The sequence below is a fragment of the Bacillus sp. 7_6_55CFAA_CT2 genome, from assembly GCF_000238655.1.
In the GTDB taxonomy this organism is placed as follows: domain Bacteria; phylum Bacillota; class Bacilli; order Bacillales; family Bacillaceae_G; genus Bacillus_A; species Bacillus_A cereus.
This window is the reverse complement of record NZ_JH414708.1, coordinates 1-15048: the sequence shown is the minus strand read 5'-3', so window position 1 is coordinate 15048 and position 15048 is coordinate 1. Positions and strand designations below refer to the sequence as shown.

The following is a 15048-nucleotide window of genomic DNA, read 5'->3' as shown; positions in this document are numbered from 1 at the left end:
TGAAAAAAATGAGAGCACATGAAATTGAGTATAAGTTATATGGCGATGATATGCAGTTTGTTGAAATTGAGTTAGATCCAGAAGAAAGCGTGATCGCAGAAGCTGGCGCAATGATGATGATGGAAGATTACATAGAAATGGAAACAATCTTCGGTGATGGTTCTGGCCCATCTGGAGGTTTATTCGGAAAATTAATGGGCGCTGGTAAGCGTCTCGTTACAGGCGAAAGTATGTTTATGACTGTATTTACAAATACAGGTCACGGCAAACGCCACGTCTCATTTGCTGCTCCTTATCCTGGTAAAATTATTCCTGTAGATTTAACAGAATATCAAGGAAAAGTAGTTTGTCAAAAAGATGCCTTTCTTTGTGCCGCAAAAGGTGTTTCTATCGGAATTGAATTTACGAAAAAAATAGGAACTGGTTTCTTCGGTGGTGAAGGTTTCATCATGCAGAAACTTGAAGGTGACGGTCTTGCTTTCATGCACGCAGGTGGAACTGTATATAAACGTGAATTAAAACCTGGTGAGAAACTTCGCATTGATACAGGTTGTCTTGTTGCTATGACAAAAGACATTAACTATGATGTCGAGTTCGTTGGAAAAGTAAAAACAGCTCTATTTGGCGGCGAAGGTTTATTCTTCGCAACGTTAGAAGGACCTGGAACAGTTTGGATTCAGTCCTTAACACTTAGCCGATTAGCAGCACGCCTTACAAGCCCAGCAGCGCAAAGTACTGGCGAAGGTAGTGTATTAGGTGGCCTTGGTCGTTTATTAGATGGGAAAGAGTAAACTGTGCCCTTATGTGGGCACGGCCATCAACTAATAAAATAATAAAATTAAAACACCCTTGCTTGCAGTAATAAAGTGAAAGGGTGTTTTAATTTACGTCTACAAACGAGAAAAAGCAGTTAAAATAAAGTAATAAGGTTTACTTAAGGAAAATAAGGTATATTATATTTGTTGAGTAGATTCTCTTTAGAGACAAGAAAAGTAGGTGAACAAAGTGGGAAAATATCAATTGGATTCCAAAAGTCAGGTAGCTGTGGCAAAGTTCCATGAAAAACAGAAGCCTGCCAAATTTGATAAAAAGCAGCAACTTGAAAAATTGCGTACGGAGTATTTGAAAAAGAAGCAAAAACAAACAGATAAATAATATGTTTTATTTTCCGAATTTTTTCTGTATGTAACGCAAACAAACACAAGAAAATAGGTAAGTTATTCATCATTCAAATATATACAGGCTATTTTTTCAAACCTCTTACTTATGCAACTAACGCATGCGTCAGTTCATTAAGAATAACTAAAAAAGTCGATTCCTTGAGATGAAAAAGAGTAAACAGTGTCCTTATCAGGCACTGTTTTATTTTTACATTATAATTTCCTCCACTGATTTAGGTAAGCGATACAAGCTATTCCCCACCTCCAAAAGAATGAATCAAGTTCCTCACCGCATATATTAAACTATACCTTTTCTTAAGGAGGGCTACCTTAATGCGTACTCCTTTATCCTTTGATAAAGAAACTGCCATACTGTTAGCTTCTTGTTGTGAGTTAACGTATGAACAATATAAACAAAATGGTATTTTCGAAATACCAGATGGTTTTCAATATGTACAAGGGTTTCAAGGAAAGGCCATTCAAACAACAGAATGGTTCGGATTTATATTAGAATCTGAGGATACAATTATCGTTGCCTTCAGAGGCACTCAAACAGATCCAGATTGGATTATTGATTCTCTCGTCAATCAAAAACCTTATCCTTATGCTTTAAATGGCGGAAATGTCCATAACGGTTTTCTCTCTATTTATGAGTCTTGTCGTGATTCTATTATGGATATGCTCGTATCATTGCCAGCACATAAAAAACTGCTAGCTACTGGGCATAGTCTAGGTGGCGCGCTTGCCACATTACACATATTAGATGCACGTATAAATACTGCCTTCGCACAGTATGGACTTTATACATTCGCTTCTCCAAAAGTAGGAGATATCGCTTTTCGAAATTATTATAAACTACAAGTAGCTAGTAGCTTTCGTTTCGTCAACTTATTCGATGTCGTCCCACTCCTCCCTCCCCGAAACATAAATTTTAATGATCATGACTGGGAGTATGCACACGTCCATCACAACATGACATTTACAAAAAACACAAAATCCATTACAAATAATCATTCCATTACAACATACAAAACATGTCTGACTTCTCATTTTTAACCAGTAAACAATTGGAAATAAAATATTCGTATACTATAATAATCTATGAAGTTATTTTTGGATGAGGGGACCTTACATGTTAAAATTTATCTTCGCATTTTTCCTTATTGTAATTTTTACGGTTACAGGTTTCTTTACATTTTCATACTTTGCGACAGGAGAGTATGATGGGGCAGGTATCATATATACCACTGTTCCATTTCTTTCTTAAGCAAAATAAATAAAACGAGCTTAATTTTATTAAGCTCGTTTTATTTATTAATATCCATTTCTGTTGGTAAATTGATAATATATCTCCCAATATAGCAACCTCTTTAAAACTGTTTAACAGCATTACCAATACCCCAAATTTCATTACTGTACTGCAAAATCGTTCGATCGCTCGCAAAATGACCAGACTGTGCAATATTTAAAATCGACATTTCTAGCCACTTCGTTCGGTTCTCATAAGCCCTACCGACAGCTTCTTGTCTTTCAGCATATGGACCAAAATCTCGCAGAACAAAATATTCATCATTTTGAATAACGAGAGAATCGTAAATTGCTTCAAATTCGGCTCCCGACTGTGCAAAGAAACCATTCGTTAACTGATCTACTACCTTTTTAATGTGCCCATTGTGGTGATAATAATCACTTGCACGATATCCACCATTTTGATAGTAATGAAGAACCTCTTCGGCTGTTAAACCGAAAATGAAACAGTTATCATCACCGACCCTGTCTTTTATTTCAATATTCGCTCCGTCTAGCGTTCCGAGTGTAATCGCACCATTCATCATAAATTTCATATTCCCTGTTCCCGATGCTTCTTTACTCGCAGTTGAAATTTGTTCACTTACATCGGCCGCTGGGAATATATCTTCCGCTACAGAAACTCGATAGTTTTCTAGAAAGATAACTTTCATATATTGGCTTACGTACGGATCATTATTCACTTTTCTTGCGAGTTCATTTATTAATTTAATAATTTTTTTCGCGTAATAATAGCCAGGTGATGCTTTCGCTCCAAAAATAAAAGTACGCGGATAAAATGTAAAACTAGCATCCTCTTTCAGACGGTTATACAAATATAAAATATGAAGAACGTTTAGTAATTGTCGTTTGTAAGCATGCAGTCTTTTTACTTGCACATCAAAAATAGAATTAGGATCAATTGTAATCCCCATTTTATTATGAATGCGCGCCGCTAAAATTTCTTTACGCTCTTGTTTTACCTCTGCAAATTTCTCTTGGAAACTCGCATCGTATTGAACTAATTGTAGCTCTTGAAGCTTAATCGGTTCTTTCTTCCACTCTGTTCCAATCGCCTCTGAAATAAGGTTTGTCAGCTGTGGATTCGCCTTCATTAACCAGCGTCTATGAGCGATCCCATTCGTTTTATTATTAAACTTATCTGGATAAAACTCATAAAACAATCGCATTTCACGTTGCTTTAAAATTTCCGTATGAATTTTTGCTACACCGTTTACGCTATGGCTACCGACAATTGCCAAATGAGCCATTTTCACAAGATCATGTGCAATAATCGCCATATCTTCAATACGATGCCATTCATACGAATAACGTTCCCAAAGCTCATGACAGAAACGTTCATTAATCTCTTCAATAATCATATAAATTCTCGGTAATAACGGTTTAAAAATGTGAATTGGCCACTTCTCAAGCGCTTCTGATAACGTCGTATGATTTGTATAAGAAATCGTTTGCGTCGTTATGTGCCAAGCTTCTTCCCATGCTAGTTTTTCTTCATCTAATAAAATACGCATCAATTCTGGAATCGCCAAAACTGGATGTGTATCATTAATATGAATCGCAATTTTCTCATGTAATTGACGAAGATCACCATATCTTTCTCTATGCATACGAACGATATTTTGCAAACTTGCTGATACAAGGAAATACTGTTGTTTCAAACGAAGTATTTTCCCCTCATCATGCGTATCATCTGGATATAAAAACTCCGATACAGCCTCTGTTTCACGCTTATATTTCAAAATATCTTTGCAGTTTTGCGGGAAAGGAACTGGTTCAGCATTCCAAAGTCTAAGTGTATTTACAGTACTCGTCTCATAGCCAACTACCGGCACATCATATGGCACGGCCATAATGACTTCTGCATTTGTATGCCTAAACTCTAAACGCCCGTCAATTTCTAGCGGTTCAACACTGCCGAAATAACTTACTTCTACAGCTTGATCATGCCTTCTTACTTCCCATACGTTTTCATGAAGAAGCCACTGTTCTGGAAATTCAACTTGATAACCATCAACAATTTTCTGATCAAACAAACCATGTTTATAACGAATTCCACAGCCGTGTCCTGGCAAGTTTAAAGATGCAAGTGAATCGAGAAAACAGGCTGCTAAGCGTCCAAGCCCACCATTACCAAGGCCTGCATCTGCTTCCACTTCTTCTAACTCTTGTAACGAAATCCCTAGTTCAGATAACCCCTGCTCGCATACATCTCGAATACCTAAATTCAAGATGTTACTTCCAAGCAAACGTCCAAGCAAAAACTCAATAGACAAGTAATACATTTGCTTTTGCTCTCCGGATCGATAACTCTCGTTCGTTGCAATCCATTGACTATTCATATATTCACGCACCATGTACCCAAGCGTATTGTATTGATCACGTGTTGTAGAGTCTTTGAAACTTTTACCATACATCGTCTCTAACTTTTCTAGAAAAGCTGATTTAAAACTTTCAACATGAGTAAACATTCCTTCACCACCTACATGTTATTCCATGAGACTTTTATACAATTTCTTATAAGCAAGAGCTGACTTCTCCCAGCTATAATCTTCCGTCATCGCTTGCTTTACAAGCTGCTCCCATACCGGTTTATCGTAATAAAATTCAATTGCACGAAGAACTGTGTGCAACATGTCATGTGCATTAAAGTTCGTGAAACTGAAACCATTTCCTTCTCCAGTTTCTTCATCATAAGATTGTACCGTATCGTTTAATCCGCCTGTTTCTCTTACAATTGGAATCGTACCGTAAGCTAATGCGATAAGTTGTCCAAGTCCACACGGTTCAAACAGTGATGGCATTAAAAATAAATCACTTCCCGCATATACTTGGTGAGCTAATTCTTCATTAAATCCGATGTACACTTTTACCTTCTCAGGATACTCGTATGCCATCCACTCAAAGAATTGCTCATATTCCAAATCACCTGATCCTAAAATAATACATTGTACATCTTCCTCCATTATTTCACGGAATACAGTACGTACTAAATCAAGCCCCTTTTGCTTCGTTAATCTCGTTACCATTGAAATAATTGGTGTATCCTCTTTTTCTGGCAAACCAAAATAACGCTGCAAGGCGCGTTTATTTTCACTCTTTTCATATAATGAATCTGCATCGTACTGAGCAGTAATATACGAATCCGTTTCTGGATTATATACGCTCGTATCAATACCATTTACGATGCCGCTTAGCTTATCATTATATTTTCGCAGTAATCCATCTAACTTCTCACCGAAAAACTCATATTGAATTTCTTCTTTATATGTCGGGCTAACTGCTGTAATTTGATCCGAAGCGATAATACCGCCTTTCATAAAGTTTACGTTTCCATAAAACTCTAGCTGCTCACTATGAAAATATTCATCACCAAGCTCTAACAAGTCGTACATCACTTCAGGAGGAAATACTCCTTGGAACTGCAAGTTGTGAATTGTATATACCGTTTTAATACGCTCATATAACGGGTTATCTTGATACTTTTCACGAAGTAAGAAATTAACCATAGCCGTATGCCAATCGTGGCTATGAAGAACATCTACTTCAAAATCAAGGTGCGAAATACACTCTAACACCGCTTTTGAGAAATAAGAAAAACGCTCTCCGTCATCATAATGACCATACAGAGAATCTCTCTTAAAATAATATTCATTATCTATTAAGTAATACGTAATTCCGTCTTGCTCACCTTTTAAAATTCCACAATATTGATTTCTCCACCCAAGCGGGACGTTAATTACTTTATGTAACGTACATCCATCTCTTAACTTTTGCGGAATGAGGCTATAATTTGGAAGTATAATACGAACGTCCACTCCTAATTTTTTCAGCTCTTTTGGGAGCGCACCCGCTACATCAGCTAATCCTCCCGATTTCACAAACGGTACACATTCTGATACTGCAAATAAAATATTCACTTGTTGTCCCACTGCGCGAAAAGTTTTTATTACTTCCCTTGCAGCTTCCTCCCTTCGAGTTTTCATTTGAATTAAAACTTTAATCAGTGGAGGAAGACCCCCACTGATTCTTTTAAGAATAACTATTAATCGTACTGTTTTGTACGCTTCCTTTTTCTACAACATACGGCCCATCGGCGTTTCCTTTTAATACGACACCGTCACCAATTTTCACGTCTTTATCAATAATAACACCATCTATTATACAGTTATCTCCAATTTGGCTCTTTTGCATAATAATACTGTTACGAATAATTGAACCTTTTCCAATTTTAACTGAACGGGAAACAACACTGTTTTCGACTTCCCCTTCAATAATACTACCGTTTGCAATCATTGTATTTTTCACAACTGCACCCTTTAGATAACGAGTTGGTGGCTCATCTTTTACTTTCGTAAAGATCGGTGCTTCTTTCTTAAATAATTGCTTCCAAATAGCAGGTTGCAAAATTTCTAAGCTATGTTTATAGTAACTTTCAATCGAGTCAATAATTGCTACATATCCAGTATGTTCATATGTAGCAATGTGTAATGATTTCCCGCGCTTTTCTCTCACTACATCAAATAAACTGTATTGTTCCACATCTTTATATGACTCAAATAAGTCTAACAATAATTGTTTCTTTAACACATATGTTTGAAGCGAAACCCCTTCATGGCAAACTTCCGTAATATCAGCTGCCGTATGTATATGTCGCTCTAACACCGCTTGAAAATTTAATGCTGTTACGAGATGGCTATTCGTAATAACAACGTACTCTTCTCTGCTTCTTAGAAAATAATCAATATGTCTTCTAAAGTGTGCAAAAGACCCAAATTCATCTTGGTCACATTGGCAGTTTGGCGGGAATAAAAATAGTCCGTCTCGTTTTCTATCTAAATCCCACTGTTTTCCTGAACCAACATGGTCCATTAACGAACGATTTTTATGGCTTGTAAAAACTGCCACACTATGAATACTAGAATTCACCATATTTGAAAGCATGAAATCAATGAGTCGATAACGGCCCCCAAACGGTAACGCCGCTAGTGAACGATGCCCTGTTACTTTCTTTAAGGAAGGAAAACTTCCCGTTGCATTAATAATTCCTAACATTTTTTCTCCCATTCATTTCATCCCCCTTTTCTATTTCCCTTCAGCAATTAATACTACATCGTCAACATTCTTTTCTGGACGAATGATTGTTCCATCTTCGATAACCATTTCTGATCCAACAATCGCTCTTTCAATCACAACATTTTTACCAATCTTAGCCCCTGGCATAACGACAGAATCAATCACCATACTTCCTTCTTCCACCGTCACTCCTTGGAATAACACAGAATGCTTCACGTCCCCTTCAATGACGCACCCTTCGTTAATAAGCGATTCTTCTACTTTCGCCTTTTCAGCAATATATTGAGGCGGTTCGTTTGGATTGACAGAGTAAATACGCCAATTACGATCGTTTAAATTCAGTGATGTTTCATCGCGAAGCAAATCCATATTCGCTTCCCATAAGCTCTTCACCGTTCCAACATCTTTCCAATATCCTTCAAACGGATACGCCATTAGCTTCTTCCCTTCATCCAATAAAAGCGGAAGTACGTCTTTTCCGAAATCGTTACTAGATTCAGGATTTCTTGCATCCATCTCTAAATACTCTTTCAAAATTGACCAATTAAAAATATAGATTCCCATTGATGCAAGATTACTTCTTGGAAATTGCGGTTTCTCTTCAAACTCAACAATCTCCATTTCTTCATTTGTATTCATAATGCCAAAGCGACTCGCTTCATCCCAAGGTACTTCAATAACAGAAATGGATACGTCCGATTCTTTCTCAATATGGTAATCTAGCATCTTACTGTAATCCATTTTATAAATATGGTCGCCTGATAAAATGAGAACATACTCCGGTTCATACTGACTTAAATAGTTTAAGTTTTGATAAATGGCACTTGCCGTACCTGTATACCACTTAACCCCTGAAGACTCCGCATAAGGAGGTAAGACTGTGACCCCACCGTTTACTCGGTCTAAATCCCACGCATTTCCGATTCCGATATAATTATGAAGTTCGAGTGGTTGATATTGCGTTAAAATCCCAACCGTTTCAATACCAGAATTCGCACAGTTACTTAGCGTAAAATCAATAATGCGATATTTACCACCAAATGGAACAGCTGGCTTGGCTAAATTCTTTGTTAATGCACTTAAACGACTACCTTTTCCCCCTGCTAGTAACATTGCTACGCACTTTTGTTTTTGAGCCATCTTGTTTTTTGCTCCCCTTTCTCGTCTTCACTGGTCGTAATATGGATACGCCAAATGGTGGAATTGTAATCTCTACATGTGCTGCTTGATTATGGTACGGTTCTAGAATCGTCTTAAGACGTTTCTTATTCACTTGTCCCGAACCTCCATATTGCTGTGCATCACTGTTTAAAATCTCGTTATAATACTCGAAATCTGGTACACCTACTTTATAGTTTTCATATGTAGCTTTCGTAAAATTACATACGATAACTAACGCATCTTCTTGTTTATCCCCTTGGCGGATAAACGAGAAAATACTTTGCTCGTTATTATTAGCATCAATCCACTGAAAACCTTCAGGCGAATGATCAAGCTGCCAAAGTGGTTTTGAGCGCTTATACAATGCTATGAGCTCTTTAAAGTAATCATGCATATAACGATGCATTTCAAAATCATGTAAATTCCAATCTAAATCTTCAAGGTCTTTCCACTCATCAAACTGCCCGAATTCTCCTCCCATGAAAAGTAATTTCTTTCCTGGATGAGTAAAGAAATATCCATATAATAAACGAAGCTGAGCAAACTTATCCCAGTAATCACCTGGCATTTTATTTAATAACGACTTTTTCCCATGAACGACTTCATCATGAGAAAGGGGTAATATGAAGTTTTCAGAGTAAGCATATAGTAAAGAGAACGTCATTTTCTCATGAATATATTTTCTGTACTCTGGCGCACACTCCATATATTTCAGCACGTCATTCATCCAGCCCATATTCCATTTGTAATTGAATCCAAGCCCACCTTCATACGTTGGTGCTGTTACAAGTGGCCAAGCTGTTGAATCCTCTGCCGTCATAAGAAAATCTTCATCCTCTGCAAATACCGCTTCATTTAACTCCCGTAAAAATGACACAGCGTACTCATTACTTTGCTCTTGTCCTTCTTTATTCCAGTACAACATGTTCGCAACTGCATCTACTCTGAAACCATCAATATGGAAATATCTCATCCAAAATAACGCATTTGAAATTAAGAAATTACGTACCTCTCTCTTTCCTAAATCAAAATTGACAGTTCCCCATACTAGATTTTCTTGTACATCTTTATCTTTATATTCATAGGTCGGTGTGCCATCAAACAAATATAAACCGTGAGCATCTTTACAAAAATGCCCCGGTACCCAATCTAAAATGACACCGATTCCATATTTATGACATTCGTCGACAAAATACATTAAATCATGCGGTGTACCAAATCTACTCGTCGCTGCATAATATCCCGTTCCTTGATATCCCCAAGAACGATCATATGGATGCTCAACAAGCGGCATAATTTCAATATGTGTAAATTGATGTTCCACCACATACGGAATGAGTTCTGCTGCCATTTCCCTGTAAGAATATAGTGTTCCATCTTCTTTCTTTTTCCAAGAACCAAAATGTAATTCATAAACTGTCATCGCTTCTTTATAAATCGGTTTTTTCTTTTTCTTACGATTCCAGTTTTTATCATTCCATTCATATCCTTTTATATCAAAAACTACAGATGCCGTATTCGGTCTTACTTCTGCATATATAGCATACGGATCTGCCTTTAAAATGACGTCACCAGCCAACGTTTCAATCGCATATTTATATATTTCTCCTTCTTCAATGTGCGGTATAAATAAGGACCAAATCCCTTCTTCTGTCACTTGTAGCATCTTATGTTGCTCATAATCCCACTCATTAAAATCTCCAACAACACTCATTGCTTTCGCATGAGGAGCCCAGACTGTAAATCGTACCCCTTGAATCTCATCTTCCGTCACAACATGTGCGCCAAAGATGTTATAACTTTCATAGTACTTTTCTGTATGAAACTCATCTCGTTTCACTTCTTCACAATTTATTACACTCAATATGCTCACCTCACTTAGATGACAGAATTTTTTATACTTTAACTATTTCTGCGAAAAACTGCAATATCCTTGTTAATTTATAAAAAACATTCGTTTTTTTCTTAAAAATGTTAGTTTTTCTTCACATTTCCGTGTAAAATATCGAATTTTGACGAATATTAATTGAAAACGCTTTATTATTCTTCTATATTTTTACCAATTATTTTTTCTCAACCTTTATTTTATTATGTTTATCCTATTTTTCATGCTATTTTCCACTCAAAATCAAAACAAAATAATCTGTTATAAAAAAATGTTTCTCAATATTTTTTGTCACAATATTATTGAAATGCGAAATTTAATCCTGCTTTTGAAAAGCTACTTTCCGAAAAAGGAGTAACCGCAAAAGTAAATGAACCGAAATTAGAGGCAGGTTCTGTTACAGTTGGCGGCGCTATCGATGACAAAAACTTTGCTGGATTAGATGGTGATTTCCCGTTCATTGATGTAACTTTCAAAGTAGAAAATGATGAATTTTATGAAGCAAACGCTCAATTAGAGTCACCAATTTTTGTTTACTGGAAACAAGGTGAATCAGAACCAAATAGAATGCGTGTACTTCAAGATCAAACATTCTCAGTTATGTCCTTAAACTCACTAGTAGAAGGAAATATTAAACCTGGTGCGTTCTTAAATGAACGCGAATATTTAGATGAAAAGTTCGATTATACAAAGCTTGGCGTAAAAGTATATGCGACTGATTCTTACCATCATAAGTTTGAAGGCTCACTAGATAAATACAGATACTTCAAACTAAATGGACTTCCAGTTAATAAACGCGACTATAACTTATATGTAGAGGTGCCAGGACATTTAACAAGCCGCCTAACAACGAAACTTGGTACTGAAAAAGACGGTAAGCTGCTTGGCCAATATTATTATGCAAGACCTGACGAAAACCTTACCGGCGATGTAAATGCTGATAAAGTAATCGATATTAAAGATGCTGAAATTATCGCTAGCAACTATGGTAAAAAAGGAGTAACTGTAAAAGACGGAAACCTTAATAAAGATGGTATTGTCGACGAAAAAGATATTCGCTTCGTTGAAAGGAACTTCTTGAAAAAAGGTCCAGATGCATCTAAATCACAAACACCTGTAGAAAAATCCAAAAGCGGTACACTGGCAGATATTTTAAAGAAATTAGGATTAACACCTAAAAAATAATAAAATGAAACTTTAATCAGTGGGTTTTTACTGCCCGGCAAATAGCGGAATAATAAAGAGCACTCTACGTAAAATAGAGTGCTCTTTTCTATAAACGACCCTTATCCAGCAAAAGGGGTATATTGGGGATATACAAGGGAAACCGGAAAAGGAATTTATATTAAATTATATAAGTTCAGAGGTAAGAAGCAGTTTCCCACCTCTGAATTATTTAGCAATTATTATAGTACTGGCGCCATTGTTTCTTTTAATACTTTTACAGAATGTGCGAACTTCACTTTTTCCTCTTCATTTAGCTCAAGTTCTACGATTTCACGTACACCTTCGCGGTTAATTACAGCTGGAACACCTACGTAAGCATCTTTCTCGCCGTATTGACCTTCAAGGTATGCAGATACAGTTAATACGCTGTTCTCGTTGTTTAAGATTGCTTTAGTTACACGAAGTAGTGACATACCGATTCCGTAGTAAGTTGCACCTTTACGCTCGATGATATGGTAAGCTGCATCACGTACGTTTTCGAAGATTTTGTCTAAGTCTTCTTGTTTGTACTGTTCGTTGTTAGCTAAGATTGTTTCTAATTTTTGTACACCAATAGTAGCGTGGCTCCATACTGGAAGTTCAGTGTCACCGTGTTCACCAACGATGTAAGCATGAACGTTACGTGGATCTACATCTAAGTAGTCACCTAACATGTAACGGAAACGAGCAGAGTCTAAAGTAGTACCAGAACCGATTACGCGCTCTTTCGGTAAACCAGATTCTTTCCAAGTTACATAAGTTAAAATATCAACTGGATTAGTTGCGATTAAGAAGATTCCATCGAATCCGCTATCCATAATGCCGCGAACGATTTGTTTAAAGATCTTTGTATTTTTCTCAACTAAGTCTAAACGAGTTTCACCTGGCTTTTGTGGTAACCCAGCAGTGATAACAACTAAATCTGCATCTTTACAATCTGCATAGCTACCGCTCCAAACTTTTGTTGGTGATGGAGAGAATGGTACCGCATGGCTTAAGTCCATTGCTTCCCCTTCTGCTTTTGCTTCATTAACATCTACTAATACGAATTCTTCAGCTACACCTTGGTTGATCATTGAGTAAGCGTAACTACAACCTACAGCTCCTGTTCCTACTAATACTACACGATTGATACCTTTTTTCATGGTAATTTCCCCTCTCTATTGTTCACATATATTTTTTTATGATTGTTTAAGTAATTAATTAAAATACTAATTTAATGTTGTTTAACTTCTTTACATTCATATTGTAGCACGTATTATTGTGAATTACTTCACAAATTATGACCTATTTGTGAACTTTTTCACATAGAGTGTAAAGTTATTGGAATAGGTGTGGAATCCATTTCAATGGAGGCGTTTTCTTTAGATTGTGAAAGGGATTTTCTTGTGTTTTTCGTCGGTAAGTGAAATTATATCGGCGATTTTTAGAATATATCGACCGTAACTCCAAATATATCAGCGATTATTAAAATTTATCGATCGTAACTCAAATTATATCAGCGATTTTTGCAATATATCGACTTACCGACAAAACTCGACAATACTGACAACATAAAAAAGCTGTCTCCAGTAGATCACACCTGTTGAAAGAAGCAGCTTCTTCTATATATTATTTATTTTCATCGGTTTCTCCAAGTGTAGGAGGCTACAGCCATACAGCTGGGGTAAATAAACAACATGATTGTATTTACGGCTCTCTATACCCAACTGCAACAGCCCATACTTCATATTTCTTCTATTGCATAAAAAAGCAGACTATCCAAAGTCCACCTTTATACAACAAAAAAGAGATAGCAGATTATGCTATCTCTTTTAGTATGACCCGTACGGGATTCGAACCCGTGTTACCGCCGTGAAAGGGCGGTGTCTTAACCACTTGACCAACGGGCCAGTTCTGGCAGAGAAGAAGGGATTCGAACCCTCGCACCGCGTTCGCGATCTACTCCCTTAGCAGGGGAGCCCCTTGAGCCACTTGGGTACTTCTCTATAAATATGGCTCCGCAGGTAGGACTCGAACCTACGACCGATCGGTTAACAGCCGATAGCTCTACCACTGAGCTACTGCGGAACAATTATGGTGGGCCTAAATGGACTCGAACCATCGACCTCACGCTTATCAGGCGTGCGCTCTAACCAGCTGAGCTATAGGCCCATAATTGAAAAGCGGGTGAAGAGAATCGAACTCTCGACCAGAGCTTGGAAGGCTCTTGTTTTACCACTAAACTACACCCGCATTAAATTGTAAATGGTGAGCCATGAAGGACTCGAACCTTCGACCCTCTGATTAAAAGTCAGATGCTCTACCAACTGAGCTAATGGCTCATTTTGAAAGTGGTGCCGACTAGAGGACTTGAACCCCCAACCTACTGATTACAAGTCAGTTGCTCTACCAATTGAGCTAAGTCGGCTCGTGATTTCAAAATGGTGGCTCGGGACGGAATCGAACCGCCGACACGAGGATTTTCAGTCCTCTGCTCTACCGACTGAGCTACCGAGCCTTTATGTAAAAAATGGCGGTCCCGACCGGGGTCGAACCGGCGATCTCCTGCGTGACAGGCAGGCATGTTAACCACTACACCACGGGACCATTTGGTTGCGGGGACAGGATTTGAACCTGCGACCTTCGGGTTATGAGCCCGACGAGCTACCGTGCTGCTCCACCCCGCGATGATAAAATATTCACTTTAGAAAAAATGGAGGAGGTAGAGGGATTCGAACCCCCGCGCGACTCTCGCCGCCTGTCGGTTTTCAAGACCGATCCCTTCAGCCGAACTTGGGTATACCTCCGAGATATATACGTCTAATGGTGGACCTTGTAGGACTCGAACCTACGACCGGACGGTTATGAGCCGTCTGCTCTAACCAGCTGAGCTAAAGGTCCTTTATGGTAGCGGCGGAGGGGATCGAACCCCCGACCTCACGGGTATGAACCGTACGCTCTAGCCAGCTGAGCTACACCGCCATAAATGATATTAATATAAGTGGAGCCTAGCGGGATCGAACCGCTGACCTCCTGCGTGCAAGGCAGGCGCTCTCCCAGCTGAGCTAAGGCCCCATGTTTTTTGGAATATCGGGAAGACAGGATTTGAACCTGCGACCCCCTGGTCCCAAACCAGGTGCTCTACCAAGCTGAGCCACTTCCCGTTAATAAAAGCGCGCCCGAGAGGAGTCGAACCCCTAACCTCTTGATCCGTAGTCAAACGCTCTATCCAATTGAGCTACGGGCGCATATGGTGCCGAGGGCGGGGGT

General features: G+C 38.2%; 10 protein-coding genes, 16 tRNA genes and 1 pseudogene. 4 read left to right on the top strand and 23 right to left on the bottom strand.

Going from position 1 to position 15048, the window contains the following annotated elements:
* The first annotated feature begins 8 nt into the window (after positions 1–8).
* Entirely contained in the window at positions 9–791 is a 783-nt protein-coding gene (locus HMPREF1014_RS00140; protein WP_001201257.1) for a TIGR00266 family protein, read from the top strand.
* 143 nt (positions 792–934) lie between these two features.
* Here HMPREF1014_RS00140 and HMPREF1014_RS31835 read toward each other — a convergent pair whose 3' ends face one another.
* Positions 935–1225, bottom strand: a complete 291-nt coding sequence (locus HMPREF1014_RS31835; RefSeq protein ID WP_189644835.1) for a hypothetical protein — start codon at positions 1223–1225, stop codon at positions 935–937.
* Between the two features lie 268 nt (positions 1226–1493).
* On the opposite strand from HMPREF1014_RS31835, the gene HMPREF1014_RS00130 reads away from it, so the two are divergent.
* Positions 1494–2216: a lipase family protein gene (locus HMPREF1014_RS00130; protein ID WP_001260134.1), complete on the top strand. Its 723-nt coding sequence runs from the start codon at positions 1494–1496 to the stop codon at positions 2214–2216.
* Positions 2217–2292: 76 nt separating this feature from the next.
* Entirely contained in the window at positions 2293–2427 is a 135-nt protein-coding gene (locus HMPREF1014_RS31945; protein WP_000911065.1) for a hypothetical protein, read from the top strand.
* A 103-nt stretch (positions 2428–2530) separates the two neighbouring features.
* Here HMPREF1014_RS31945 and glgP read toward each other — a convergent pair whose 3' ends face one another.
* The 5 genes from glgP to glgB form a co-directional block, all read right to left on the bottom strand.
* On the bottom strand, positions 2531–4939 hold the full coding sequence (glgP, locus tag HMPREF1014_RS00120; RefSeq protein ID WP_000494068.1) for a glycogen phosphorylase: 2409 nt from the start codon (positions 4937–4939) through the stop codon (positions 2531–2533).
* An 18-nt stretch (positions 4940–4957) separates the two neighbouring features.
* Positions 4958–6388, bottom strand: coding sequence for a glycogen synthase GlgA (glgA, locus tag HMPREF1014_RS00115; protein WP_029960689.1), 1431 nt, complete (start codon positions 6386–6388; stop codon positions 4958–4960).
* Positions 6389–6500: 112 nt separating this feature from the next.
* Entirely contained in the window at positions 6501–7535 is a 1035-nt protein-coding gene (gene glgD / locus HMPREF1014_RS00110; protein ID WP_000504164.1) for a glucose-1-phosphate adenylyltransferase subunit GlgD, read from the bottom strand.
* 18 nt (positions 7536–7553) lie between these two features.
* The gene (gene glgC, locus HMPREF1014_RS00105; protein WP_000057604.1) at positions 7554–8684 is read right to left on the bottom strand and encodes a glucose-1-phosphate adenylyltransferase; all 1131 of its coding nucleotides are present in this window, start codon (positions 8682–8684) and stop codon (positions 7554–7556) included.
* Complete coding sequence (glgB, locus tag HMPREF1014_RS00100; protein WP_000111394.1) at positions 8632–10569, bottom strand: 1,4-alpha-glucan branching protein GlgB; 1938 nt, start codon at positions 10567–10569, stop codon at positions 8632–8634. Before glgB ends, glgC begins: the two co-directional genes overlap by 53 nt.
* Before the next feature lie 327 nt (positions 10570–10896).
* Here glgB and HMPREF1014_RS31150 point away from each other — a divergent pair.
* Positions 10897–11775 (top strand): annotated as a pseudogene (locus HMPREF1014_RS31150) (S8 family serine peptidase); the annotation flags it as partial.
* Between the two features lie 221 nt (positions 11776–11996).
* Here the strand turns inward: HMPREF1014_RS31150 and HMPREF1014_RS00085 are convergent.
* The 17 genes from HMPREF1014_RS00085 to HMPREF1014_RS00005 all read right to left on the bottom strand — a co-directional run bounded on the left by HMPREF1014_RS00085 (position 11997) and on the right by HMPREF1014_RS00005 (position 15026).
* On the bottom strand, positions 11997–12941 hold the full coding sequence (locus HMPREF1014_RS00085) for an L-lactate dehydrogenase (protein WP_000715340.1): 945 nt from the start codon (positions 12939–12941) through the stop codon (positions 11997–11999).
* A 675-nt stretch (positions 12942–13616) separates the two neighbouring features.
* Positions 13617–13688: transfer RNA gene (locus HMPREF1014_RS00080), tRNA-Glu, on the bottom strand.
* A gap of 5 nt (positions 13689–13693) precedes the next feature.
* A tRNA-Ser gene (locus HMPREF1014_RS00075) sits at positions 13694–13784 on the bottom strand.
* 7 nt (positions 13785–13791) lie between these two features.
* Positions 13792–13866, bottom strand: a tRNA-Asn gene (locus HMPREF1014_RS00070).
* Between the two features lie 7 nt (positions 13867–13873).
* Positions 13874–13950 (bottom strand) — tRNA-Ile (locus HMPREF1014_RS00065).
* 10 nt (positions 13951–13960) lie between these two features.
* Positions 13961–14031: transfer RNA gene (locus HMPREF1014_RS00060), tRNA-Gly, on the bottom strand.
* A 13-nt stretch (positions 14032–14044) separates the two neighbouring features.
* Positions 14045–14120, bottom strand: a tRNA-Lys gene (locus HMPREF1014_RS00055).
* 10 nt (positions 14121–14130) lie between these two features.
* Positions 14131–14206, bottom strand: a tRNA-Thr gene (locus HMPREF1014_RS00050).
* Between the two features lie 14 nt (positions 14207–14220).
* Positions 14221–14296 (bottom strand) — tRNA-Phe (locus HMPREF1014_RS00045).
* A 13-nt stretch (positions 14297–14309) separates the two neighbouring features.
* Positions 14310–14385, bottom strand: a tRNA-Asp gene (locus HMPREF1014_RS00040).
* Positions 14386–14388: 3 nt separating this feature from the next.
* Positions 14389–14465, bottom strand: a tRNA-Met gene (locus HMPREF1014_RS00035).
* 27 nt (positions 14466–14492) lie between these two features.
* Positions 14493–14585, bottom strand: a tRNA-Ser gene (locus HMPREF1014_RS00030).
* Positions 14586–14602: 17 nt separating this feature from the next.
* Positions 14603–14679 (bottom strand) — tRNA-Ile (locus HMPREF1014_RS00025).
* Positions 14680–14683: 4 nt separating this feature from the next.
* Positions 14684–14760, bottom strand: a tRNA-Met gene (locus HMPREF1014_RS00020).
* A gap of 20 nt (positions 14761–14780) precedes the next feature.
* Positions 14781–14853: transfer RNA gene (locus HMPREF1014_RS00015), tRNA-Ala, on the bottom strand.
* Positions 14854–14868: 15 nt separating this feature from the next.
* Positions 14869–14942, bottom strand: a tRNA-Pro gene (locus HMPREF1014_RS00010).
* A gap of 10 nt (positions 14943–14952) precedes the next feature.
* Positions 14953–15026, bottom strand: a tRNA-Arg gene (locus HMPREF1014_RS00005).
* Between the last annotated feature and the right edge of the window lie 22 nt (positions 15027–15048).